20 protein-coding genes are annotated in these 22,854 nt (G+C 59.9%); 16 read left to right on the forward strand and 4 right to left on the reverse strand.

What is annotated here, in order from left to right:
* The first annotated feature begins 35 nt into the window (after positions 1-35).
* Positions 36-740 (forward strand): Crp/Fnr family transcriptional regulator, encoded by a 705-nt coding sequence (locus tag ACVWVY_RS17645; RefSeq protein ID WP_456627565.1) that lies wholly within the window; start codon positions 36-38, stop codon positions 738-740.
* Positions 741-964: 224 nt separating this feature from the next.
* Here the strand turns inward: ACVWVY_RS17645 and ACVWVY_RS17650 are convergent, their stop codons facing one another.
* Positions 965-2,023 (reverse strand): LysR family transcriptional regulator, encoded by a 1,059-nt coding sequence (locus ACVWVY_RS17650; protein ID WP_456627566.1) that lies wholly within the window; start codon positions 2,021-2,023, stop codon positions 965-967.
* Here ACVWVY_RS17650 and ACVWVY_RS17655 point away from each other — a divergent pair.
* From ACVWVY_RS17655 to gabD, 15 genes are all read left to right on the forward strand, one after another.
* Positions 1,999-3,096 carry a 4-oxalomesaconate tautomerase gene (locus ACVWVY_RS17655; protein WP_456627567.1) on the forward strand — a complete coding sequence of 366 codons (1,098 nt, stop codon included), beginning with the start codon at positions 1,999-2,001 and terminating at the stop codon, positions 3,094-3,096. The two genes, ACVWVY_RS17650 and ACVWVY_RS17655, sit on opposite strands and share 25 nt — an antisense overlap.
* A gap of 63 nt (positions 3,097-3,159) precedes the next feature.
* Positions 3,160-4,491 (forward strand): C4-dicarboxylate transporter DctA, encoded by a 1,332-nt coding sequence (gene dctA / locus ACVWVY_RS17660; RefSeq protein WP_456627568.1) that lies wholly within the window; start codon positions 3,160-3,162, stop codon positions 4,489-4,491.
* Between the two features lie 87 nt (positions 4,492-4,578).
* Complete coding sequence (gene acnA, locus ACVWVY_RS17665) at positions 4,579-7,284, forward strand: aconitate hydratase AcnA (protein WP_456627569.1); 2,706 nt, start codon at positions 4,579-4,581, stop codon at positions 7,282-7,284.
* Positions 7,285-7,313: 29 nt separating this feature from the next.
* Positions 7,314-8,342: an isocitrate/isopropylmalate dehydrogenase family protein gene (locus tag ACVWVY_RS17670; protein WP_456627570.1), complete on the forward strand. Its 1,029-nt coding sequence runs from the start codon at positions 7,314-7,316 to the stop codon at positions 8,340-8,342.
* A gap of 84 nt (positions 8,343-8,426) precedes the next feature.
* Complete coding sequence (locus tag ACVWVY_RS17675; RefSeq protein ID WP_456627571.1) at positions 8,427-10,085, forward strand: acetolactate synthase large subunit; 1,659 nt, start codon at positions 8,427-8,429, stop codon at positions 10,083-10,085.
* Between the two features lie 63 nt (positions 10,086-10,148).
* The gene (locus tag ACVWVY_RS17680; protein WP_456627572.1) at positions 10,149-10,331 is read left to right on the forward strand and encodes a hypothetical protein; all 183 of its coding nucleotides are present in this window, start codon (positions 10,149-10,151) and stop codon (positions 10,329-10,331) included.
* 287 nt (positions 10,332-10,618) lie between these two features.
* On the forward strand, positions 10,619-12,589 hold the full coding sequence (acs, locus tag ACVWVY_RS17685) for an acetate--CoA ligase (protein WP_456627573.1): 1,971 nt from the start codon (positions 10,619-10,621) through the stop codon (positions 12,587-12,589).
* Positions 12,586-13,113 (forward strand): inorganic diphosphatase, encoded by a 528-nt coding sequence (gene ppa / locus ACVWVY_RS17690; RefSeq protein WP_456627574.1) that lies wholly within the window; start codon positions 12,586-12,588, stop codon positions 13,111-13,113. Before acs ends, ppa begins: the two co-directional genes overlap by 4 nt.
* A gap of 22 nt (positions 13,114-13,135) precedes the next feature.
* Positions 13,136-13,750 carry an adenylate kinase gene (locus ACVWVY_RS17695; RefSeq protein WP_456627575.1) on the forward strand — a complete coding sequence of 205 codons (615 nt, stop codon included), beginning with the start codon at positions 13,136-13,138 and terminating at the stop codon, positions 13,748-13,750.
* Positions 13,747-14,919, forward strand: a complete 1,173-nt coding sequence (locus tag ACVWVY_RS17700; protein WP_456627576.1) for an iron-containing alcohol dehydrogenase — start codon at positions 13,747-13,749, stop codon at positions 14,917-14,919. Before ACVWVY_RS17695 ends, ACVWVY_RS17700 begins: the two co-directional genes overlap by 4 nt.
* Before the next feature lie 21 nt (positions 14,920-14,940).
* Entirely contained in the window at positions 14,941-15,615 is a 675-nt protein-coding gene (locus tag ACVWVY_RS17705; RefSeq protein WP_456627577.1) for a poly(R)-hydroxyalkanoic acid synthase subunit PhaE, read from the forward strand.
* A complete protein-coding gene (gene phaC, locus ACVWVY_RS17710; protein WP_456627578.1) occupies positions 15,612-16,733 on the forward strand; it encodes a class III poly(R)-hydroxyalkanoic acid synthase subunit PhaC in 1,122 nt (373 codons plus the stop codon). Before ACVWVY_RS17705 ends, phaC begins: the two co-directional genes overlap by 4 nt.
* Positions 16,733-18,655, forward strand: a complete 1,923-nt coding sequence (locus ACVWVY_RS17715; protein WP_456627579.1) for an acyl CoA:acetate/3-ketoacid CoA transferase — start codon at positions 16,733-16,735, stop codon at positions 18,653-18,655. Before phaC ends, ACVWVY_RS17715 begins: the two co-directional genes overlap by 1 nt.
* A gap of 73 nt (positions 18,656-18,728) precedes the next feature.
* Positions 18,729-19,607, forward strand: a complete 879-nt coding sequence (locus ACVWVY_RS17720; RefSeq protein ID WP_456627580.1) for an alpha/beta fold hydrolase — start codon at positions 18,729-18,731, stop codon at positions 19,605-19,607.
* Between the two features lie 68 nt (positions 19,608-19,675).
* Entirely contained in the window at positions 19,676-21,154 is a 1,479-nt protein-coding gene (gene gabD, locus ACVWVY_RS17725) for an NADP-dependent succinate-semialdehyde dehydrogenase (RefSeq protein ID WP_456627581.1), read from the forward strand.
* A gap of 36 nt (positions 21,155-21,190) precedes the next feature.
* On the opposite strand, the gene ACVWVY_RS17730 is transcribed toward gabD, so the two are convergent.
* From ACVWVY_RS17730 to ACVWVY_RS17740, 3 genes are all read right to left on the reverse strand, one after another.
* On the reverse strand, positions 21,191-21,400 hold the full coding sequence (locus ACVWVY_RS17730; RefSeq protein WP_456627582.1) for a hypothetical protein: 210 nt from the start codon (positions 21,398-21,400) through the stop codon (positions 21,191-21,193).
* Between the two features lie 457 nt (positions 21,401-21,857).
* Positions 21,858-22,352, reverse strand: coding sequence for a DUF1097 domain-containing protein (locus tag ACVWVY_RS17735; RefSeq protein WP_456627583.1), 495 nt, complete (start codon positions 22,350-22,352; stop codon positions 21,858-21,860).
* A gap of 9 nt (positions 22,353-22,361) precedes the next feature.
* The gene (locus ACVWVY_RS17740) at positions 22,362-22,853 is read right to left on the reverse strand and encodes a DUF3237 domain-containing protein (protein ID WP_456627584.1); all 492 of its coding nucleotides are present in this window, start codon (positions 22,851-22,853) and stop codon (positions 22,362-22,364) included.
* Between the last annotated feature and the right edge of the window lies 1 nt (position 22,854).

The raw sequence follows: 22,854 nt of genomic DNA on the forward strand, positions 1-22,854 counted from the left end.
CGACAATCCTGTGTGATTTTTTGCTGGGGCCGATGATGAACAAAGCCGCGCTGAAGGCTGTCCTGAGAAAGAACAAATGGTTTGCCGGCCTTCCTCCCTCTCTGGCGGATAAAATCCTGCGCCTCGGCCGCGCTCGAAGCTTGAATAATTCGCTGATATATTCGGCCACCGACAGCAACGACGGGTTGATCGCCCTCATTTCAGGGCAAGTGCGGCTTACCAGCTTTTCCCTGTCCGGACTTCCATCGTTTCTTTTGCTTAGCTCACCCGGTTCCTGGATTGGCGCCACATCCGCGCTCGACGGTCGACCTTATGGCTACGATGCGTTTGCCGTGGGCAAGACCGTCCTCTTCCACCTCAGCCAAGAGCGATTCAATTCGCTCTCGGCAGAGAGTGCTGAATTTCACGCGGCATTCGTCCGCATGGTTTGTGATCATCTGCGTGTCGCGATCCAGAATCTCATCATTCCCCGCAACCGCCGTCCGCTTCATCGGCTGGCACAGGAACTATGGCGGCTTGCCGAAAGCCATGGGCGCCGAACAAAAGACGGCCTGGTGATCGATTTGTGGCGGTCGCAGGAAGATCTGGCGGTGATGATTGGTGTAGGCCGCCAAACCATCAATCGCCTGCTGAAAAGCCTCGAAAAGGAGGGCATCGCGACCGCCAGTTACACATCCATCACTATACATGACCTGAAGGCCATCGAACGTCTCAGATCGAGCGATGACCTCGGTGGTTGACGCGCTGCTTGCATCGACCTAAGGCGCAAAAGGAGATGAAGCCCCATCGGAGGGGCGCTAAGAATTCCCATTTCGCGCAATATTGCCTATTCGGGTCCTGCCCAGACGGACAAGCCCACTAGCATTTCCGGAAAGGCTCCGACCTTTGGGCTTCGGGGTTCACTGCTGTCAGTAGCAAACGAGCACGGACCTCGTCACTCCGCATCCGACTCGCGAGTGCTCGATCACGGCCCGCTCGGTAATTGTGTTTCTTGAGGCCATTTCGAGATCAACTTGTCTCGAAAAGCCCGCGCGGCCGTCGACAGGTGGGCTCCGCGTCGCTGGAGCAAGCCGATGGTTCGCGTGATCTTGGGTTCGATGATAGGCACGGCTGTTATATTTTGATTTGATTTCACCGGCGCGGCCAACAAGGGGAGGATCGACGCACCGAGGCCTCTATCCGTCAAGCCCATCGCAGTCGAGACGTGATTGACCTCGTAGGCCCAGCGAATTTGAATGCTGTTTTGTGCAAGCGCGTTGTCCAGGACAAAGCGATTTCCGCTCTCGCGGCTCACGCCGATCAGACGATGCTCGGTGACATCGGCCCATGACACGGTGGCAAACTGTGCCAGTTGATGGTCGCGACGGCACACCAGCACGAAGGGATCGATCATCAGCGGTGTAAGCAAGATGTCGGGGTGTGTCGATCCCAGAATATTGATTCCGAATTCGGCTTCCCCGGAAACGACGGCCTCGAGCCCTTCGTTCGAAGACAGATCGAGAATCCGAAATCGGATGTTGGGATAGCTCTGATTGAATTCCTCGATCACCCTCGGCAGAAAATCGATCGCCGCCGTTGGTATCGACGCGATGGTGATGCGCCCGTGCTGCTTTGGCCCCATGTCGCCGGAGGCGAGGATCGAGGATTCGAGATCGCTGATAACTCGGCGCAACAGCGGTTCGAGTTCGCGTCCGATCGTTGTCGGCGAAACGCCTCGCCGTGATCGTTCCAGCAATGGCGCGCCGAGCGACGCTTCGAGAGCCTGGATTCTGCGCGACAGCGCGGGTTGCGACAGACCCACTGCTTCCGCAGCGAGACGGAAGTTGCGGATGTCGTAGATCGCGAGAAAGGCCCGAATGTCTAGCAGCTCGAAGTTGATGCGCATGACGCATCGATACAGCGAAAATCGACATTGGACAATCCGATACTTGCATAATAGCATAATTTTTGAAGTAAAAATGAATATAAAAAAAAGATATACTTCTCGGAGGAAGTAGAGTGGACGACTTGGTTCGTATTCCATGTGTATTGATGCGAGGAGGAACCTCAAAAGGTCCCTATTTTATCGCGTCTGATCTTCCGACGCAGATCGAAGCGCGTGACAGGGTATTGGTTTCCGCAATGGGTGCCGGAAATCTTCTGGAGATAGACGGGATTGGCGGCGGACATCCGCTCACCAGCAAGGTGGCGATCGTCAGTCCATCGCGGGTTCCTGGCGCCGATGTCGACTACTTGTTCGCCCAGGTCAGGGTTGAGCAACGCCTGGTCGATACCTCGCCGAATTGCGGCAATATGATCGCCGGGGTTGGCCCCTTCGCCATCGAAGCCGGTATGGTCTCTGCGCAAGATGGCGAGACGCGCGTGCGCATCTTCAATGTCAACACTGGCAAGTTGATTGAGGCCAAAGTGGCGACTCCGGGTCGTCAGGTCGTCTACGACGGCAATGCCTCTATCGATGGCGTCCCGGGGACGGCGGCGCCTATCCATCTCGCATTCCTTGGCGCTGCCGGCTCGAAGACGGGTAAATTGTTGCCTACCGGCCGTCCGCTCGATCTGGTGGACGGCATCGAGATATCTTGCGTCGACGCGGCTATGCCGGTTGTCCTTATCCGGGCATCGGATCTTGGAAAGACGGGTTACGAGACGCCGGCCGAATTCAGTGCCGATCGCGAGTTCATGCGCCGGCTCGAAGCGCTGCGCATCGAGGCGGGTAAACTGATGGGCATTCCGGATGCTGCGGATCGAGTCATTCCAAAGCCAGTCTTGATTGCGCCTCCGGCTAAGGGTGGCACAATCAGCGCCCGCTATTTCATGCCGCATTCCTGTCACGCCGCGCTTGCGATTACCGGTTCGGTCGCGGTAGCGACGGCCGCGGTAACTGCGGGTACGCTGGCTCATGCTATTGTAGGGGATCACGCCCTGCCTGTGATGTTTGGAATCGAGCATCCATCCGGGCGGCTTGAGGTGACGCTCGATCATCACCCCGACTACGTGGAGCCGGCAGCCTATGTCGTGCGAACCGCACGACGGTTGTTCGAAGGGCACGTTTTGGTCAAGGCATCAGAAATCTATCTTGCGTCGACCGCGGCCGCGTAAGACCGACACCGACAAAAAAAAATAAAAAAGTAACAATCAATCCGATCTCGAGGGAGACGCCAAATGATAGTCACACCGACCGCGCACGGAGGGCCTCCCAAGCCTTTCTACATGCAGTTGTACTTCCAAGTTTTGTTTGGCGTCATCCTCGGCGTCACTCTCGGGCATTTCGTTCCGGAGTTCGCCGCGCTGTTCAAGCCGATGGGGGACGCTTTCATCAAGATCGTCAAGATGATGATCGTCCCTGTGGTTTTCTGTACCATTGTAATCGGCATTGCCACCGTAGGTGGCGACCAGAGCATAGGCAGAACCTTGTTGAAGGCGATGGCTCTGTTCTATGTGCTCACAATCATTGCTTTGGTTACCGGGCTTGTCGCGGTTGAAACCATCAAGCCAGGCGTAGGCATGCACATTGCCGCTTCGTCAATTGATCCGAGCGAGGCTGCTCGCTATGCCAAGAATGCGAAGCCGCTCGATTTCATCGATGTGCTGCTTCACATCATTCCGCAAAGCTTCTTCACGCCGTTCGCCGAGGGCGAAGTTCTGCCCGTGCTCTTCATCTCGATCATCACCGGCTTCGGGCTTCGACGGGCGGGCAAGGCGGGTCAGCCATTTCTGGGCGGACTGGAATCATTCTCGACCGCACTTTTTGCAGCGTTCGGTTTCCTGATGAAGCTTGCTCCGTTCGGTGCTTTCGGTGCAATCGCATTCATCATTGCCAAGAACGGCATCAAATCGGTTGGCAATCTCGGGCTTCTAATAGTGACGTTCTACGTCGCCAGCATCTTCTTTGTGTTCGTGGTCTTGGCAATTCTGGCGCGATTCCACGGGTTCAGTCTGTGGAAGCTGCTTCGCTATATCAGGGAAGAATTGCTGGTTGTTCTCGGCACGTCGTCTACGGAACCAGTCCTGCCGGCGATGCTCTACAAGCTGGAGAAGCTCGGCTGCAGCAAGGGTACCGTTGGTCTTACACTTCCGCTCGGATACTCGTTCAATCTTGATGGTACGGCGATCTATCTGACGCTGGCTTCGGTGTTCCTGGCCCAGGCGATGGATATCCAGCTCACGCAGTGGCAGATACTCTCGATGATTTTCGTGATGCTGCTGACGTCAAAAGGCGCCGCGGGCGTGACGGGGAGCGGCTTCGCGGCGCTGGTCGCGACGTTGGCTGCGATGCCGGATACCGTTCCGGTGGCGGGCGTGGTCATCATCGCCGGAATTGATCGCTTCATGTCCGAAGCACGAGCGTTAACAAGCATCTGCAGTAACGCTGTCGCCTGCGTCGTTGTGGCGAGTTGGGAAGGCGCCTTGGACAAAGCCGTTCTCAAGCGGGAACTAGACGGGGGCTATCTCGCTCTGCCGGACGAGATTCCCCAGGCGGCTCAAGCCGCCTGAAACAGACGGGAAACCTGCGCTCAGCCGGCTTCCCGTGCTCGATGCCAGAAAAATTCCTTTCACTCGCTCCGGAGAGAAAACTTCGCCATGACGACTCGACAGTCAGACAGCTTCGGCGCGCAACAGGTTCTTGGCGTTGGCAATCGAAGCTACCGCATTGCGTCCATTCCCCAGGCCGAGCGTCAGGGGCTGAGCGGAGCAAGCCGACTGCCGGTCTCACTCAAGATTGTGCTCGAAAACCTGCTCCGAAACGAGGATGGCCGCACGGTTAGCCGCGCGGATATCGAAGCCGTTGTTCGATGGCTCGATGACAGGGGCAAAGCGAACTGCGAGATCGCATTCCGTCCGGCGCGCGTCCTGATGCAGGATTTCACCGGAGTTCCGGCGCTGGTGGATTTAGCAGCGATGCGTGATGCCATGCTCTCGCTGGGTGGAGATCCTGCAAAGATAAACCCGCTGATACCAGTTGATCTGGTGTGCGATCATTCATTGGTGGTTGACCATTTCGGTACGGATCAAGCGTTGTCACGGAATGTCGCGCTCGAATATCAGCGCAACACCGAGCGCTATCAGTTGCTGAAATGGGGGCAAAACTCGTTCCGCAATTTGACCGTAGTGCCGCCCGGCGCAGGAATCTGCCATCAGGTCAATCTCGAATTGCTGTCTCAGACCGTGTGGTCTGCAAACGATAGCAAAACGGGAGCCGAATGGGCCTATCCCGATACGGTGATAGGAACCGATAGCCATACGACGATGGTCAATGGCCTCGCCGTGTTGGGATGGGGCGTAGGCGGTATCGAGGCCGAGGCGGCGATGCTTGGGCAGCCGATGTCGATGCTGATACCCGAGGTCGTAGGCTTCAGGCTGAGCGGTCAACTGCGTGAGGGCATCACGGCAACCGATTTGGTCCTGACAATAACGCAGATGCTGCGAAAGCATGGCGTCGTTGGCAAGTTTGTCGAATTCTTTGGCGCCGGACTGGACGACATGTCAGTCGCCAACCGGGCGACCATCAGCAACATGGCGCCCGAATACGGTGCGACGTGCGGTTTCTTTCCTGTCGACGCCAAGACGATCGATTACTTGAGAACAACCGGACGGTCGGACGATCACATTGCGCTTGTTGAGGCCTATTGTCGAGCGCAAGGCATGTTTCGGGACAGCACGACGGCCGATCCGGAGTTTACCAGCGTACTGGAACTGGATCTCGCATCCGTTCAGGCCTCCATCGCCGGGCCGAAACGACCGCAGGACCGCGTTCTGCTGGACGATGTCAAGATAGGATTCGAGCAGTCAATCGCTGTGGGATATGCAGCGACGAATTCCAAAAGGGTGGCGGTCGCCAACGCTGATTTTGCGGTTGGTACCGGCGATGTCGTCATCGCCGCCATCACCTCGTGCACCAATACGTCGAACCCGAGCGTTATGTTGGCCGCGGGCCTTCTTGCTCGCAACGCTGTTGCGAAGGGGCTGAAAACCAAGCCTTGGGTTAAGACGTCACTGTCTCCAGGATCGCAGGCGGTTGCCGGATATCTCGCCAATGCCGGCTTGCAGGGATCGCTCGATGCGCTCGGCTTCAATCTCGTCGGATTCGGTTGCGGGACATGTATTGGCAATTCGGGGCCGTTGCCACCTGATATTTCCAGCGCGATCAACGAAGGCAAACTCGTGTCGGTCGCCGTGCTGTCGGGAAACCGCAACTTCGAAGGTCGCGTCAATCCGGATGTGCGGGCAAACTATCTGTCGTCGCCGCCGCTGGTTGTCGCCTATGCGCTGGCCGGATCGATTCTGGTCGATATGACGAAGGAACCGTTGGGCCATGATCATGACGGCCAGCCGGTATTTCTAAGAGACATCTGGCCGAGCAACGAGGAAATCGAGCGGCTGGTTCAGACCTATGTCACCGGCGATCTCTACAAGACCCGATATGCAAACGTGTTTGCCGGCGACGCCAACTGGCAGGCTGTCAATGTTGCGGCTGACCGGACTTACAAGTGGAATATGGCGTCGACCTACGTGCAGAATCCGCCGTATTTCGAGGGCATCGCGATGAAGCCGGAGCCGGTTCGCGACATTGTCGACGCACGCATTCTTTGCCTGTTCCTCGACTCCATTACCACGGATCATATTTCTCCGGCTGGCTCCATCAAGACAGCGTCGCCGGCCGGTACGTATCTGCAATCGCATCAAGTGCGGCCAGCCGATTTCAATCAGTACGGGACCCGCCGCGGGAACCATGAAGTGATGATGCGAGGCACCTTCGCAAACATTCGGATCAAGAACCAGATGGTTCGTGACGACTCCGGCACAGTTGTCGAAGGCGGATTGACCGTCAAATATCCCGAAAAGGAACGAGGATTTATCTACGATGCGGCGATGGGCTATGCGGCCGAAGGCGTGCCGCTGGTGATTTTCGCCGGTAAGGAGTACGGCACCGGATCGTCCCGCGATTGGGCTGCAAAGGGTACGCGGCTGTTAGGGATCCGCGCCATCGTGGCGGAGAGCTATGAACGTATCCACCGCTCCAATCTAGTCGGGATGGGGGTGGCGCCGCTCATGTTCGAACCCGGTACCTCGTGGCAGTCGCTGGCCCTGACCGGAGCGGAGACTGTTTCGATCCCGGGGTTAGCCAATTTGCAGCAACCGCGGCAGACGTTGATGGTCGAGATCGTCTCGCCCGAGGGCAACAGGCGTGAGGTCCCGGTGCTCTGCCGGATCGATACGCTCGACGAGCTCGAATACTTCCGTCACGGCGGGATACTCAACTTCGTTCTGAGGCAGTTGGCTGCCTGAACAAATTCAAGCTCTTGGGGGAAATACCGATGGCGAGTAGCAAGCAAATTCCAGCGACGCTGATTCCCGGTGACGGAATCGGCCCGGAAATCATGGACGCCGTGCTGGCAGTGCTCGACGCGGTCAAGGCACCATTCGAGTGGGACAGACAAGTTGGCGGACTTGCGGGCATCGAGGCCTCCGGCGATCCCTTGCCGATAGCGACGCTCGACAGCATTCGTCGCACGCGATTGGCTCTCAAAGGACCGCTGACCACGCCCGTGGGCGGTGGATTTCGAAGCGTAAATGTGCGCATGCGCGAGGAGTTCGGGCTCTATGCCAACGTCCGTCCGGTGCGCACCATGATTCCCGGGGGACGTTACGAAGATATCGATATCGTTCTGATTCGCGAAAATATCGAAGGTCTTTATGTTGCTTTCGAACATTTCATCGCGGTCGGGGACGACCCGCGCGCCGTTGCGATCTCACAAGGAATCAACACCCGCGCTGAATGCATGCGGATCGCCCGATATGCATTTGAATATGCCCAAAAGCATGGGCGCAAGAAGGTCACCATCGTTCACAAGGCAAATGTCCTGAAAGCGCTGACAGGCCTGTTCTTGGAATGTGGGCAGTTGGTCGCCAAGGAGTTCGAAGGCCGGATCGAGATGAACGACAGGATCGTCGATGCCTGCGCGATGCAACTCGTGATGAATCCATGGCAGTTCGATGTCATTGTGACCACGAATCTGTTCGGTGACATTCTTTCCGATCAACTTGCAGGCCTGGTTGGGGGGCTTGGCATGGCGCCGGGCGCCAATATCGGTCCCGACGCCGCGATCTTCGAGGCCGTTCATGGCTCCGCTCCCGATATTGCAGGCAAAGGCCTCGCCAACCCGCTTGCCCTGCTGCTCGCAGCGTGCCTGATGTTGGAACACGTCGACCACGCCGACTCCGCTGTGCGGATCCGCAAGGCGATGCTGACGTGCCTCAACACCGATGGAGTCCGTACGCCGGATCTCGGCGGCAAGGCTTCGACCAGCGACTTTGCCAAGGGCATCATTCGTCGATTGGGATAATCGCGGTCGCTGCATGCTGACAAGATGCAAGTGATCGCATCGGGCAGGCGGGCGTTTGAAAGAAAAGCATCTGGAGCAGTAGCGATGGCTAAGGGATCGGATTTGTTGGTTGCCGCACTCGAGAACGAGGGCGTCGATCGCGTTTTCGGGGTTCCCGGTGAAGAGAACCTGGATGTCGTGGAAAGCCTGCGCAACTCGTCGATCAAGCTGGTCCTGACCCGCCACGAGCAGGGCGCGGCCTTCATGGCCGCGACCTACGGGCGGCTGACCGGCAAGCCCGGGGTATGCATCACCACGCTAGGTCCGGGCGCGCTGAACCTGACGACGGGAGCAGCCTATGCTCTGCTCGGTGCCATGCCGATGATCATGCTCACCGGTCAGAAGGGCATCATGAGCAGCCGGCAGGCCAAATTCCAGATTGTCGACGTCGTCAGCGCTTTCAAGCCGCTGACCAAGCTGTCGCTCCAGATCGTCAGCACGAGCAGCATTCCGACCATCGTTCGCGATGCCTTTCGGATCGCCATGGAAGAGCGGCCGGGCCCGGTCCTGCTGGAATTGCCCGAGGACATTGCCGGCGAAGAAGCCGAAAACGCCGCGATGGTGGCGCAGCATCCGATTGAAATTCCGGTCGCGCATCGTGCTTCGCTGGACCGCGCCGCTGAAATGATCCTCAAGGCCAAGCGGCCATTGATCATGCTCGGCGCTGCCGCGTCCCGGCCCCGCAGCACGGCAGGCATCGGAGGGTTCGTTCGCCGCACCCAAATTCCGTTCTTCACGACGCAGATGGGGAAGGGCACGGTGCCCGGCGGCAGCAATCTTTATATGGGGACGGCCGCGCTCAGCGAGCGTGACTACGTGCATGAAGCCGTTGACCGCGCCGATCTGATTATCGCCATCGGTCACGATACGATCGAGAAGCCCCCGTTCATCATGGGCCCGAAAGGTCCCCAGGTGATCCACGTCAGCTACACACCGGCCAACGTGGAACGGGTTTACTTTCCGCAATGCGAGGTGGTCGGCGATGTCGGGCCGAGCCTGGAACTGTTGGCGGACCGCGTCGAGGGGCGTCTGCACAACGCCGGAGCGTTGCTCAGCCTTCGCGAAGGCATCTTGAAACGCCTCACCGACCGCAACACCGAGGACCGTTGGCCGCCGACCCCGCAGCGCATCGTACACGATGTGCGAAAGGTCATTCCGGAAGACGGCATCGTCGCCCTGGACAACGGGATGTACAAGATTTGGTTCGCGCGCAACTATCGGACCTATGTCGCGAACACGCTGCTGCTGGATAACGCGCTCGCGACAATGGGCGCCGGACTGCCGTCCGCCATGATGGCGGCAATGATGTATCCCGAGCGCCGCGTGCTCGCGGTCTGCGGCGACGGTGGCTTCATGATGAACTCGCAGGAAATGGAAACCGCGGTTCGCCTCAAGCTCAACCTCGTCGTGTTGATCTTGGAAGATTCGGCCTACGGCATGATCCGCTGGAAGCAGGCGGTGGATAGTTTCCCGGATTTCGGCCTGACGTTCGGCAATCCCGATTTCGTCAAATATGCCGAGAGTTACGGCGCGAAAGGTTCCCGCGTCGAAAGCACGGACTCTCTGATCCCGGCGCTCGAAAACGCGTTCAAGGGCGGCGGTGTGCACCTCGTCGTGGTGCCGATCGATTATACCGAAAATACGCGCGTGCTGGTGGACGAGCTTCGCGAGAAGTTGAAGCAGGTCGTCGAACCGGCTGCGTAAGCCGCCGGCCAAAGCCTTGCTTCAACGGGAACTGGATCGCAAACGCTGAAAAGGGAGGGCGCCATGAGTGAGCAGATCAACGAGCAAGCCGAGAAAATGCGCGAAGTGGCGCAGACCACGCTCGGTAAGGCAAAGGAAGCCGTCTCGAAATACATGACGGAGTCCCAGAAGTTGAGGGAATTCCGGCGTTCGCGCGACCTATTCTACTGCGAAGGAAATGAACTACAAGGCGGTGACATTTGCTGAAGCCAATGTGGCTGCCGGGTTCGAACTTGCGCAGCGGCTGTTGCACGCAAAGGACCAGCAGGAGATGGGCGCGGTCTATTAAAGCCATCTCAAGGAGCAGATGTAAAAGATGAATGCGCAGTTTCGTGAGCTTGGAAGTGCAATGGGCCAACCGCCGGCGGTTGACCTGAATAAATAGAACGGGCCGGCCAAAGCGACGCTCCCATCGTTCGAATAAGGAACGCTGCCTGCGTTCGGTTGGAGCGTGGACGGTAACGGCATCATCTGTTCGTCGAGGAGGCTCCAAGGTGAGCACGGAAAAGTCAGACCCAGTGATCTATCCCGTGTCGCCGGAGTGGGCTGAACACGCTCACGTCGATGCGTCGAAGTACAAGGAAATGTATGAGTTTTCTGCGTCTGCGCCCGAAGAGTTCTGGGGTCATCACGGCAAGCGAATAGACTGGATCAAACCCTTCACCAAGGTGAAGAATACCAGTTTCGATCCCGGCAAGGTTTCGATCAAGTGGTTCGAGGACGGCATCACCAATGTATCGGCGAACTGCGTCGATCGGCATCTGGCCACGCGCGGCGATCAAACGGCGATCATCTGGGAGGGCGACGATCCCGGCGAATCGAGGAAGATCACTTACCGGCAGTTGCACGATCAGGTCTGCCGCCTTGCGAATGTGCTGAAAAATTACGGCGTGAAGAAGGGCGATACGGTCACAATCTATCTGCCCATGGTCCCGGAAGCTGCCTACGCCATGCTGGCCTGCGCTCGGATCGGGGCGGTCCATTCCATCGTATTCGGTGGGTTCTCGCCGGACGCCTTGGCCGGGCGCATCGAAGGCTGCAAATCCAGGGTCGTCATTACTGCCGATGAGGGATTGCGCGGCGGCCGCAAGGTACCGCTGAAGGGTAATGCCGACGAGGCGGTGAAGAAAGCCGGCGACATCGTAAAGACGATAATCGTGGTCAAGCGCACCGGCGGTCCGATCGACTGGGTCGATGGTCGCGACGTCTGGTACGACGATGAAACGGCAAAGGCATCCAGCAAGTGTCGGTTCGCCGAAATGAACGCGGAGGACCCGCTGTTCATCCTCTATACGTCAGGCTCAACCGGCGCTCCCAAGGGCGTCGTTCACACTACCGGCGGCTATCTGGTGTTTGCGTCGATGACGCATCAGTATGTATTCGATTATCACGACGGCGATATCTACTGGTGCACCGCTGATGTCGGCTGGGTCACCGGCCACAGCTACATCGTCTACGGCCCGCTGGCCAACGGCGCGACCACGCTGATGTTCGAGGGGGTTCCGAATTACCCGTCGATGTCGCGGTTTTGGGAGGTCGTCGACAAGCACAAGGTCAACATCTTCTATACCGCGCCGACCGCGATCCGCTCGCTGATGGGTGCGGGCGAGGGGCCGGTCAAACAGACCAGCCGGGCATCGCTGCGATTGCTCGGCTCGGTGGGCGAGCCGATCAATCCGGAAGCCTGGGAGTGGTATCACCGCGTCGTCGGAGATCAACGCTGCCCGATCGTCGATACCTGGTGGCAGACCGAGACCGGCGGCATCCTGATCTCGCCGCTTCCCGGCGCTACAGCCTTGAAGCCCGGCTCGGCGACCCTGCCGTTTTTCGGGGTGATGCCGGAAGTGGTGGACGCAGCCGGCACTGTGCTGGCCGGTGCGTGCGAGGGAAACCTCGTCATTGCCGATTCCTGGCCGGGCCAGATGCGGACGGTCTACGGCGATCATGAGCGCTTCATGCAGACCTATTTTGCGAATTATCCGGGCAAGTATTTCGCCGGCGACGGCTGCCGTCGGGATTCTGACGGGTACTACTGGATCACCGGCCGCGTCGACGACGTCATCAACGTATCGGGCCATCGCATGGGGACCGCCGAAGTCGAGAGTGCGCTTGTCGCCCACCAGAAAGTCTCTGAAGCCGCCGTCGTCGGCTTTCCGCACGACATAAAGGGGCAGGGCATCTACGCCTACGTCACTTTGATGGCGGATGCGGAGCCATCCGGGGAGTTGCGCAAGGAACTGGTGGCCTGGGTACGCAAGGAGATCGGTCCGATCGCAGCGCCCGATGTCATCCAGTTTGCGCCGGGTCTGCCTAAGACCCGCTCCGGCAAGATCATGCGCCGTATCCTGCGCAAGATCGCCGAGGACGAGGTCGGCGCGCTCGGCGACACCTCCACGTTGGCCGATCCGGCCGTGGTCGATGATCTGATCAAGAACCGACACAGCCGACAGGCGGCGTCGAAATGAATATCGAGGCGATCTCGATCGGCGACAATCCGCCCGAGGATATCAATGTCATCATTGAGGTCCCGATCGGCGGTGAACCGATCAAATACGAGATGAACAAGGCGGCCGGCGCGCTGTTCGTCGACCGCTTCCTGTATACGCCGATGCGCTATCCTGGGAATTACGGCTTCGTTCCGCATACCCTTTCGGATGATGGCGATCCGATCGATGTCCTGGTGGCAAATTCACGGCCCATTATGCCGGGCGCGGTGATCAATGTCCGGCCGATCGGGGTTCTCAAGATGGATGACGAGGGCGGCGGCGATGAGAAGATCATCGCCGTGCCGATGCCGAAACTGACGCGGCGCTACGCGCACGTCACCGGGATCACCGACATGCCGCAAATATCCATCGGACAGATCCAGCACTTCTTTGAGCACTACAAGGACCTGGAGCCGGGGAAGTGGGTGAAGGTGATCGGCTGGGGCGACAGTGCCGAAGCGCGCCGGCTCATCAGTGACGCGATCGCGCGAGCTAAGAACTGAAATATCGCATAGGGGATGAGTGATGAGACTGGTTCTGTTGGGGCCGCCGGGCGCCGGGAAGGGCACGCAGGCAACGCGAATTGTCGACCGCTTTTGCATTCCGCAACTGTCGACCGGAGACATGCTGCGCGAAGCCGTGGCGGAAGGCACGGCTTCGGGATTGCGTGTCAAACACATCATGGATCGTGGCGAGCTCGTGCCTGATGACGTCGTGGTTTCGGTTATCGCCGGCCGCATCGATCATTCGGACGCCGAGAATGGCTTCATCCTTGATGGTTTTCCGCGCACGGTCGCGCAGGCCGAAGCGCTCGACCAGGAACTCGCCGCCAGGGGGATCAAACTCGACGCGGTGCTGGAGCTGGAGGTCGATGAAGATGCGCTGCTCGACCGCATCAGGGGCCGCGCCAAGGAAGCGGCAAACAGGGGCGAACCCGTGCGCCGCGACGATAATCCCGAGGTCTTCAAGACCCGGCTGGACGTCTATCGCGAGCAGACCGCGCCGGTCACCGAGTACTACCGGTCGCGGGGGCTGCTCAACATCGTCGATGGCTTGCAGCCGATCGACGCCGTGACCGAACAACTCGCTGCGGCACTCGCCGCGTTGCCGTCTCACCAGATCAGGAGCGATGTCAGATGAAAGCTTTCACCTTCCAGGCGCCGCCCAACATTCTGTTCGAGGCAGGCGCGTCGAAAAAGCTGGCCGAGCTGGTTGCGGGATACGGCGCAAAACGTGTCCTGCTGGTCACCGACAAGGGTGTACGCAATGCGGGGCTGACGAAAAATGCCGAGGCAGGCCTCGTCGCTGACGGCTGCGAACTCACGGTATTCGACGACGTGGAGGCGGATCCGCCGTCGCACGTCATCGAGCGGGCGGTCGCGCTCTGCCGCGACAAGGGGATCGAACTGGTCGCATCGATCGGTGGCGGCAGCGCGCTCGATACGGCGAAGCTGGTGGCCTATCTCGCCAAGACCCCCGACCGCCTCGACGATATCTATGGCGTCGGCCTTGCCAAGGGCGAACGCCTTCCGTTGCTGCTGGTGCCGACGACGGCCGGAACCGGTTCGGAGGTGACGCCGATTGCGATCGTCACGACGCCCACAACCGAGAAGAAGGGCGTCGTTGCGCCTCGCCTGCTGCCGGACTGGGCGATCCTCGACCCGGAGCTGACGCTTGGTCTGCCCGCGCAGGTCACGGCGGCGACCGGCATCGATGCCATGGTGCACGCGATCGAAGCCTACACCAGCAAGCACAGGAAGAACCCGATGTCGGATCAGCTCGCACGGCAGGCCCTTTGCCTGCTGTCGGCGAATGTGCGTACGGTGTGCGCGGACGGCTCGAATCTCGAGGCGCGATCGCAGATGCTGTTGGGGTCGATGCTGGCCGGGATGGCATTCGCCAATTCGCCGGTCGCTGCGGTCCATGCATTGGCTTACCCGATCGGCGCGATATTCCATGTGCCGCACGGACTGTCGAACGCCCTGGTCCTGACCCAGGTGCTGCGCTTCAATTTGCCGGAGGCGGAATCGCTCTATGCCGAGCTGGCGCCGATCGTCGATCCTAAATCGCAGGGAATGAACGTCAGTCAGCGGGCGCGGCTCTTCGTCGATGCGATCGCGGCGATCTGCCGGGACTGTAACGTGCCGGCATCGCTCGCCGATGTCGGTATCGCGAGGAGCGACCTGAAGAAGCTCGCCGAGGATGCGATGAAGCAGACGCGGCTCCTCGTCAACAATCCGCGAGAATTGAAGTTCGACGATGCGCTGGCGATCTACACCGAGGCGTTCGGCAACCGCGCAGCGGCCTGAGCGGGCACAAGAGTGAGCACGATGACCGAGAAAGACAAATCGGCTGCCGCGGATTCCGATCCCGGTCTTGAGTGGGCGAAGCTGTGGCAGACGATGGCCGAATCCTCGAACCGCATGGTTGAGGCCTGGTCGGGTTCGATGGGCCCGTTCATGCTGGCGCGTTTGTCGGAGAAGCCGGCCGGCTTCGGCGACGGCAATGAACTGTCTGCGGCCATCGAGCGCATGGCACAGGGGCCGCGGCTTGCCGATGTCTGGGACATCGACCGGAAAATGGCGCTGGTCTTTGGCGCCTGGATCGAGATGCGCCAGCGGCTTGCGAGCTACAATGCGGTCGCCGCCGCGCCGTGGACGGAGGCCTCGAAACGGTATTTTGAGACGATGGCCGCGACCGGTACGCGTGAGGCTCCCGCTCCGGATTGGCGCGAGGCGTTTGCCAAGTGGAGCGAGATCTCCAACGAGGAACTCATTCGCAACCAGCGCACCGAGGGCTTTCTGCAGGCCCAGAAGGAGCTGCTGCAGGCCGGGTTGCAGTTGCGAAGCCGGCAGGACGACGTCGCGGAGGCCGCCTCAGCGATGTTCGGTCTGCCGACGCGCAAGGATTTCGATGACGTGACGCGTCAGTTGACGGAGCTTCGGCGCGAGGTCCGCGCGCTCGCCCGCCAGGCGCGAGACCAGAAGACCGAAGGCGCGCTATGAGTGATCAGGAAAACCAGGCCTCGCGCTTCGCCCGCGACATGGCTGCCAACGCCGAGAAAATGTTCAAGGCGACGCAGCTGATCGCGAATACGAGAGACGAGGATGTCAATATCGGTACGACGCCGAAGCATCTCGTCATGCGCCGCGACAAGGTGGAGTTGTTCCGTTACGAGCCGATGACGCAAGCGACGGCAAAAACGCCCGTTCTTCTGGCCTACGGCCTGATTGGCCGATACACCATGGCCGATCTTCAGCCCGACCGTTCGCTGGTCCGCAGCCTGTTGTCGAAGGGGCTCGATCTCTGGCTGATCGACTGGGGCCAGCCCGGCCGAACCGAGCGATGGCTGACCATCGATGATTACGTCGACGACTATATCGATGCCGCCGTCGACCGGATCGCGCAGGATACCGGCCACGACAAGATCAATCTGCTCGGCATCTGCGAGGGCGGCGTCTTTACGACCTGTTACGCCGCGCTGCATCCCGAGAAGGTGAAAAACCTCGTCATCACGATCACCCCGATCGACTTCCACGCTGACGTCAAGGACAAGGCCGCCCACCACGGGTTTTTGAACATCTGGACCCGCAGCCTCGATCCCGAGGATATCGACAAGCTCGTCGATACCTACGGCGTGCTACCGGGCGAGTTTATGAGCTCGGTGTTTTCGATGATGACGCCGATGCGCTCGCTGACGAAATACAATGTCGATCTGATCGACGTCGTCGATGACGAAGCAAAATTCGTGAACTTCCTGCGGATGGAAAAATGGCTGGCGGACCGGCCGCACCATCCCGGCGAGGCCGCAAAACAATGGCTGAAGGATCTCTACCAGGAGAATCGCTTGGTCGATGGCAGCTTTGAGCTATCCGGCCGCCGGGTCGATCTGAAGTCGATCACGGCCCCCGTGCTCAATGTCTTTGCGCTGGACGACCATATCATTCCGCCGGACTGCTCGCGTGCGCTTGGCGCGAAAGTCGGCAGCCAGGATTATACCGAAATCCCGCTGCCCGGCGGCCATGTCGGCCTGTTCGTCTCCAGCAAATCGCAGGGCAAGCTCAGCCAGAGCATCGCCGACTGGCTGGTCGCCCGTGACGCCAATCCTGTGAGTGAAACCTGATGCGCAACAAGATCGTCGATGCCGCGGAGGCGGTTGCCATCATCCGCTCCGGCGACACCGTGGCATCGTCCGGCTTCGTCGGCGTCGGAACGCCCGACGAAATCATCAAGGCGCTGGAACGTCGCTTCATCCAGACCGGAGAACCCCGGGATCTTTCCCTTGTGTTCGCAGCAGCGCCGGGGGACGGCGGCGATCGCGGCCTCAACCGTCTGGCCCATCCGGGGCTGATCAAGCGGCTGGTGGGCGGGCATTTCGGCCTGGTGCCAAAACTCGCCCGGATGGCGGTCGACAACCATGTCGAGGCTTACAACCTGCCGCTCGGATGCGTATCGCATCTGTTTCGCGAGATCGCGGGACGCAAGGCCGGTCTCCTTTCAAAGGTCGGCCTCGATACTTTCGTCGACCCGGCCAATGGCGGCGGCAAGCTCAATGCGCGCACCACCGAAGAGCTGGTGCGGCTGATCGAAATCGATGGCGAGCCGTGGCTGTTCTACAAGCCCTTTCCGATCAATGTCGCGATCATCAGAGGCACCACCGCCGATCACAACGGCAACATCACGATGGAAAAGGAGGCGCTGACGCTCGACAATCTGGCGCTGGCGACGGCCGCCAAGAACTGCAAGGGTTTTGTCATCGCGCAGGTCGAGCGCATCGCCGCCTCCGGTTCGCTCAATCCGCGGCATGTCAAGATTCCGAGCGTCCTGATCGATTGCGTCGTCGTTGCCCAGCCGGAAAACCATGTCCAGACCTATGCCACCGGCTATAACGGTGCGTTCTCGGGCGAATTGCGCGCGCCGGCCGATCGCAACGTTCCGATGGCGTTGGACAACCGCAAGATCATCGCGCGTCGCTGCGCGCTGGAATTGCCGATGGGCGGTGTGGTCAATCTCGGCATCGGCATGCCCGAAGGCATCGCCTCGGTTGCGGCGGAAGAGAAGCTGTTCGACTTCGTGACGCTGACGGCCGAGCCCGGCATCATCGGCGGTATTCCGCAAGGCGGCCTCGATTTCGGCGCGGCGATCAATGCCGAATCCATTATCGACCAGAACCAGATGTTCGATTTCTACGACGGCGGCGGGCTTGATCTCGCCTGCCTCGGGATGGCCCAGGTCAATGGCCGCGGCGACGTTAATGTCAGCCTGTTCAACGGCCGCCTCGCCGGCGCCGGCGGTTTTATTAACATCTCCCAGAACGCGCGCCGGCTGATCTTTGCAGGCACGTTTACCACCGGGGGGCTGAAGACATCGGTGGTGGATGGCGAGCTCAAGATCCTCAACGAGGGCAAATCGCCAAAATTCATCGACAAGGTCGACCAGATCACATTCTCGGGCAAGCTTGCCGCAACCAACAAGCAGCCGGTTCATTATGTGACCGAACGATGTGTGTTCAGGCTTGTCCCGGAAGGCCTCGAACTGATCGAGATTGCGCCGGGTATCGACCTGGAGCGGGACATTCTGGCGCTCATGGGTTTTCGGCCCATCATTCGTTCGCCGAAAGCCATGGATGCGGCGCTGTTCCGTGAGGAACTGATGCGACTGGACGACCTGCTCCTCAACCGGCCGCTGTCGGAGCGGCTGTCGTACGATGCCGATCGCAACACGCTGTTCCTGGGTCTCGACGGCTATCGGGTCCAAACCGAGGCTGACGTCGAGGCGATCCGGGCCGCGATCCTGGAAATCTTCCATCGCGTCGGACACCGCTTCTCCGCGGTCATCAACTACGATTCGTCCTACATCGCCCCCGACATGACGGATAAGTGGTTCTCCATGGCGGCCGAGGTCGAACAAACCTGTTACGAGCACGCCTCACGTTACACCACCAGCGCCTTCATGCGCCTGAAGCTCGGCGACGCCCTGTCTCGCCGCGATGTCGCGCCGCATATTTTCGAAACGTCGGCCGACGCCCACCGGCATGTCGAATAGATCGATGCAGTTGAAGTCTCCTGAGTTGCGCGGCGCCTCAAAGGTGTCCGCTAATTGGCCCAACGGACGGCAGATGGCTCCCGACCGGACAGGATCGGTGCGCGGCCTGACCCGGCGCAGCTTCCATCGCATCGCGTTCACGGATTGGGGGCCGGCGTCGGCAATGCGACCGGTGGTTTGCGTCCACGGCCTGACGCGAAATGGCCGCGACTTCGATCATCTTGCGGCAGCACTCGTGGAGGCGGAACGCCGCGTCATTTGTCCTGATTTGCCGGGCAGGGGACAAAGCGAACGGCTGCACGACAGCAGCGACTATGTATTGCCGCAATATTGCAGCGACATGAGCGTGGTGATGGTCTCGCTCGCTGCAACGGATATCGACTGGATTGGCACGTCGCTGGGCGGATTGATCGGAATGGTGCTGGCCGCACTTCCGGGCAGTCCGATCCGTCGCATCGTCATCAACGATATCGGGCCGTATCTGCCCTGGGCCGGCTTGCTTCGCCTCGGCGCCAATCTCAACGAGGCGCCAAAATCCTTTGCGACGATCGAACAGGCCGAAGCCTATTACCGGCGGGCTCTGGCACCCTTCGGGCAATTAGAGGATGCACATTGGCGGCATCTGACGACGCATAGTGTCGCCTGGAGCGCGGAAGCGCGTAGCTTCAAACCCTTGTGCGATCCGAACATCGCCCATGCCTTTCGAAACCCCTGGCACTACAGCGTCGATCTCTGGAAATACTGGGACGCCATCAACATCCCGATCCTGGTGATCCGCGGGCAGCAATCGGATCTGCTTCCCGAAGCTGTTCTCAAGGACATGATGCGGCGTAACCGCAATGTGCGCGTGCACACCATTCCCGACTGCGGCCACGCGCCGGCTCTGATCGCTGACAATCAGATCGCGGTCATTACCAGCTTCCTTGGCGGTAGCGACCCCAACGCAGGCTAAACCGTTTTGCGGCGGTCGCGCACGACTAAAACCAAGCTCTCATCAACTCCAACCTGGCGGCATTTACGATGACTTCCAAACTCACCCTCAAAGATCCCTCCTTGTTGCGCGATGCCTGTCCGATAGCAGGAGAGTGGGTGGCCGCGGACAATGGCGGCACCATTGCGGTCGATAATCCCTCGACCGGCGCCGTGATCGGCCACGTGCCCAATATGGGCACGGCCGAGACCCGGCGCGCGATCGAGTTTGCCGATGCCGCGCTGCCGGCATGGCGCGCCCGCGCCGCCAAAGAGCGCGCGGCGATCCTGCGCCGCTGGTTCGACCTGATCATGGCGAACCAGGACGATCTCGGGGCCATCATGACGGCGGAGCAAGGCAAGCCGCTCGCGGAAGCCAAGGGCGAGATTGCCTATGCGGCAAGCTTCATCGAATGGTTCGGCGAGGAAGGCAAGCGCATCTATGGCGATACGATTCCGGGTTTTACGTCAGACCGTCGTATCGTCGTGCTGAAGCAGCCGATCGGTGTCTGCGCGGCCATCACGCCGTGGAATTTTCCATCGGCGATGATCACGCGCAAGGCTGGTCCGGCACTGGCGGCGGGTTGCACCATGGTGGTCAAGCCGGCAAGCCAGACGCCGCTGTCGGCGCTGGCGCTGGCGGTGCTGGCCGAGCGGGCCGGCGTACCCAAGGGCGTTTTGTCGGTCGTGACGGGATCGGCGTCCGCGATCGGCGCCGAAATGACGTCCAACCCGATCGTGCGCAAGGTCAGCTTCACGGGATCCACGGAAATCGGCAAGAAGCTGATGGCGCAGAGCGCCTCGACGGTTAAGCGGACCTCGATGGAGCTCGGCGGCAACGCGCCCTTCATCGTGTTCGACGACGCCGATATCGATGCCGCGGTCAAGGGCGCTATGGCGTCGAAATACCGCAACGCCGGCCAGACCTGCGTGTGTGCCAATCGCATCTTTGCCCAGGACAAAATCTACGACGCTTTCGTCGCGCGGCTGTCCGAGGCGGTGCGTGCGCTCAGGATCGGCGACGGTTTCGAGGCCGATGTGACGATCGGCCCGCTGATCAACATGGCCGCCGTCGAAAAGATCGAAGAGCACGTCTCGGATGCCGTTGCGAAGGGAGCGCGCGTCGTCGTCGGCGGCAAGCGTCATGTGCTTGGCCGTTCGTTCTATGAGCCGACGATTCTGGCCGATACCACGCCTGATATGATGATCTTTCGCGAGGAAACGTTCGGTCCGGTCGCGCCGGTGTTCCGCTTCAAGACCGAAGAAGAGGCGATCCGGCTTTCCAACGAGACCGAGTTCGGACTCGCCGCTTATTTCTATGGCCGCGATATCGGCCGGATCTGGCGCGTGGCCGAGGCGCTCGAATACGGCATCGTCGGCATCAATGAAGGTCTGATCTCGTCCGAGGTTGCGCCGTTCGGCGGGATGAAGGAGAGCGGCAACGGCCGCGAGAGCTCGAAATACGGCATCGAGGACTATCTGGAAATCAAATACCTCTGCATGGGTGGGATTCGGGCTGCTGCTCCTTGAGCCGTAGCGTCTTATCAGAGGTGACATCCGACTTGGTTACAAACCTTTCGGATGCGCGATGAATTCAGCGATAATGTCGGCTGGCGGTTGGTAATCGGAGACACGGCTTACCCTCAGGCCTGTCAGGTGCTGGAGCTTTACTGCGAGTTCCGCCATCTTGATGGCGACCGGAATGCCGTTGATAGCAAGATAGTGCGTCAGCCCGCGACCGATGGATGGCAGTGGTTGATAGACGGTTTGATACATTTACCCCTTGCAAGAGTTTTCTAGAAATCCATGGAAAGCGCGTCCGGACCATCGCACCCCCGGTGACCGCCAGATCCCTTATCGTGATCGGCGGCGCGCTCCGGTTCCGACTCCACTAGGTGCAACGCGTCAAGGATGTCGTCGAAGCTGCGACTGTATCCTCGGCGGGCCACCTCGGTTTGCGAACAGCGCAAGCATCTGTGGCCCAGGATGACAGAATTGCCCGCTTCTCCCAGGACGTCGGATCGTCGTCAGACGTCCGGACGTCCTGCCGTATTTCCGGCGGGCCGAGGGCCATGCCGATGATCCTTCGTCCGGCGGTTCCTATGCGATCCGGATTCCGGCCGCAGCCTTGAGGCTTGGCTTGATGACTTCGAAGCGCGAGCGTCGAGCGTCTCCTGTGAGACTCGGAATCGCTGACGAAGAAAGCGTCATTTCAAGCGCGGCGTGGGGAACATTACCTCAGCAAGAGGTCGGCTCTTTTCTCGAGCCAGTTTCTGGCCACTGGACATAACAGTCCACAAGCGATCCCGAGAACGGCAGGTATCGCGATGCTAACCATAGCCGCTGCGCTCGGCGGCATTCCGGAAGCGAAATAGGCGATCATACCAAGAAAATAGATCGGCACGTTCCCCATCGACGGAAGTTCTTCGAGCAACGCTATCAGGCCGACTGCTACACACAGAACGAACGGGAGGGAGAACTGACCCAGGATATGCATGAAGGGTTGGGCGAGCCATCCTGCAACACACCCAAACAAACCTCCTGCCAACATGGCAAACAAGGCCATCGCGGCGGCACTGCTGCTTGCCCCACTGAAAACGCACGCGACCCAAGCAATGAATGTGACCCAGGACAACAAGCTGTAGCGTGCGCCGATCCAAGCCACGACGCCTGCGAGGCCACCCGTCACCAGCAGGTTCGCCCCACGGCGGACAAATGCCGTGCTCATCTTGCTCGTTCACTTGACAGCGTAGAAACGATGGATCACGCCGCCATCGCCTGTTCGCGATTGCGTGAATGAAACGATATTGTTCAGCCACGCATAGCGAGCATCACCTGTTTCGAACTCCGGCGCTGCTCGAAAATAATAGCGGTGTGCACCAGCAGGATCGTCCGGTTTGGCCATGTCGTGGGCGTAGGCGGCGTCGGCCTCGTCGCGTGTAAAGCGCCCGTGCCAATGCACGTAGATGACCGCGCTATCATCCGTCTTCCAGCAGAACCGCACATCAAGATGCGACGAGCCGTCGGCACGACGACGGACCCAATCGGCGCCCGAGTTTGGAATGACGATACCCTTGAGCCGCGGGCCCATCACCGTCCCTTCCTTGACGAAGAAAATGACGCGATGCCCCTCCGGACCGGCGCCAACATTCAGCGGCGGCGACAGCTTTACGCGCGCCTCGAACAGGAAATCCGTCTCTGGTTTGACAAAGGCTGGTGCGTCGATCATC

The organism is Bradyrhizobium sp. URHC0002 (genome assembly GCF_054059515.1).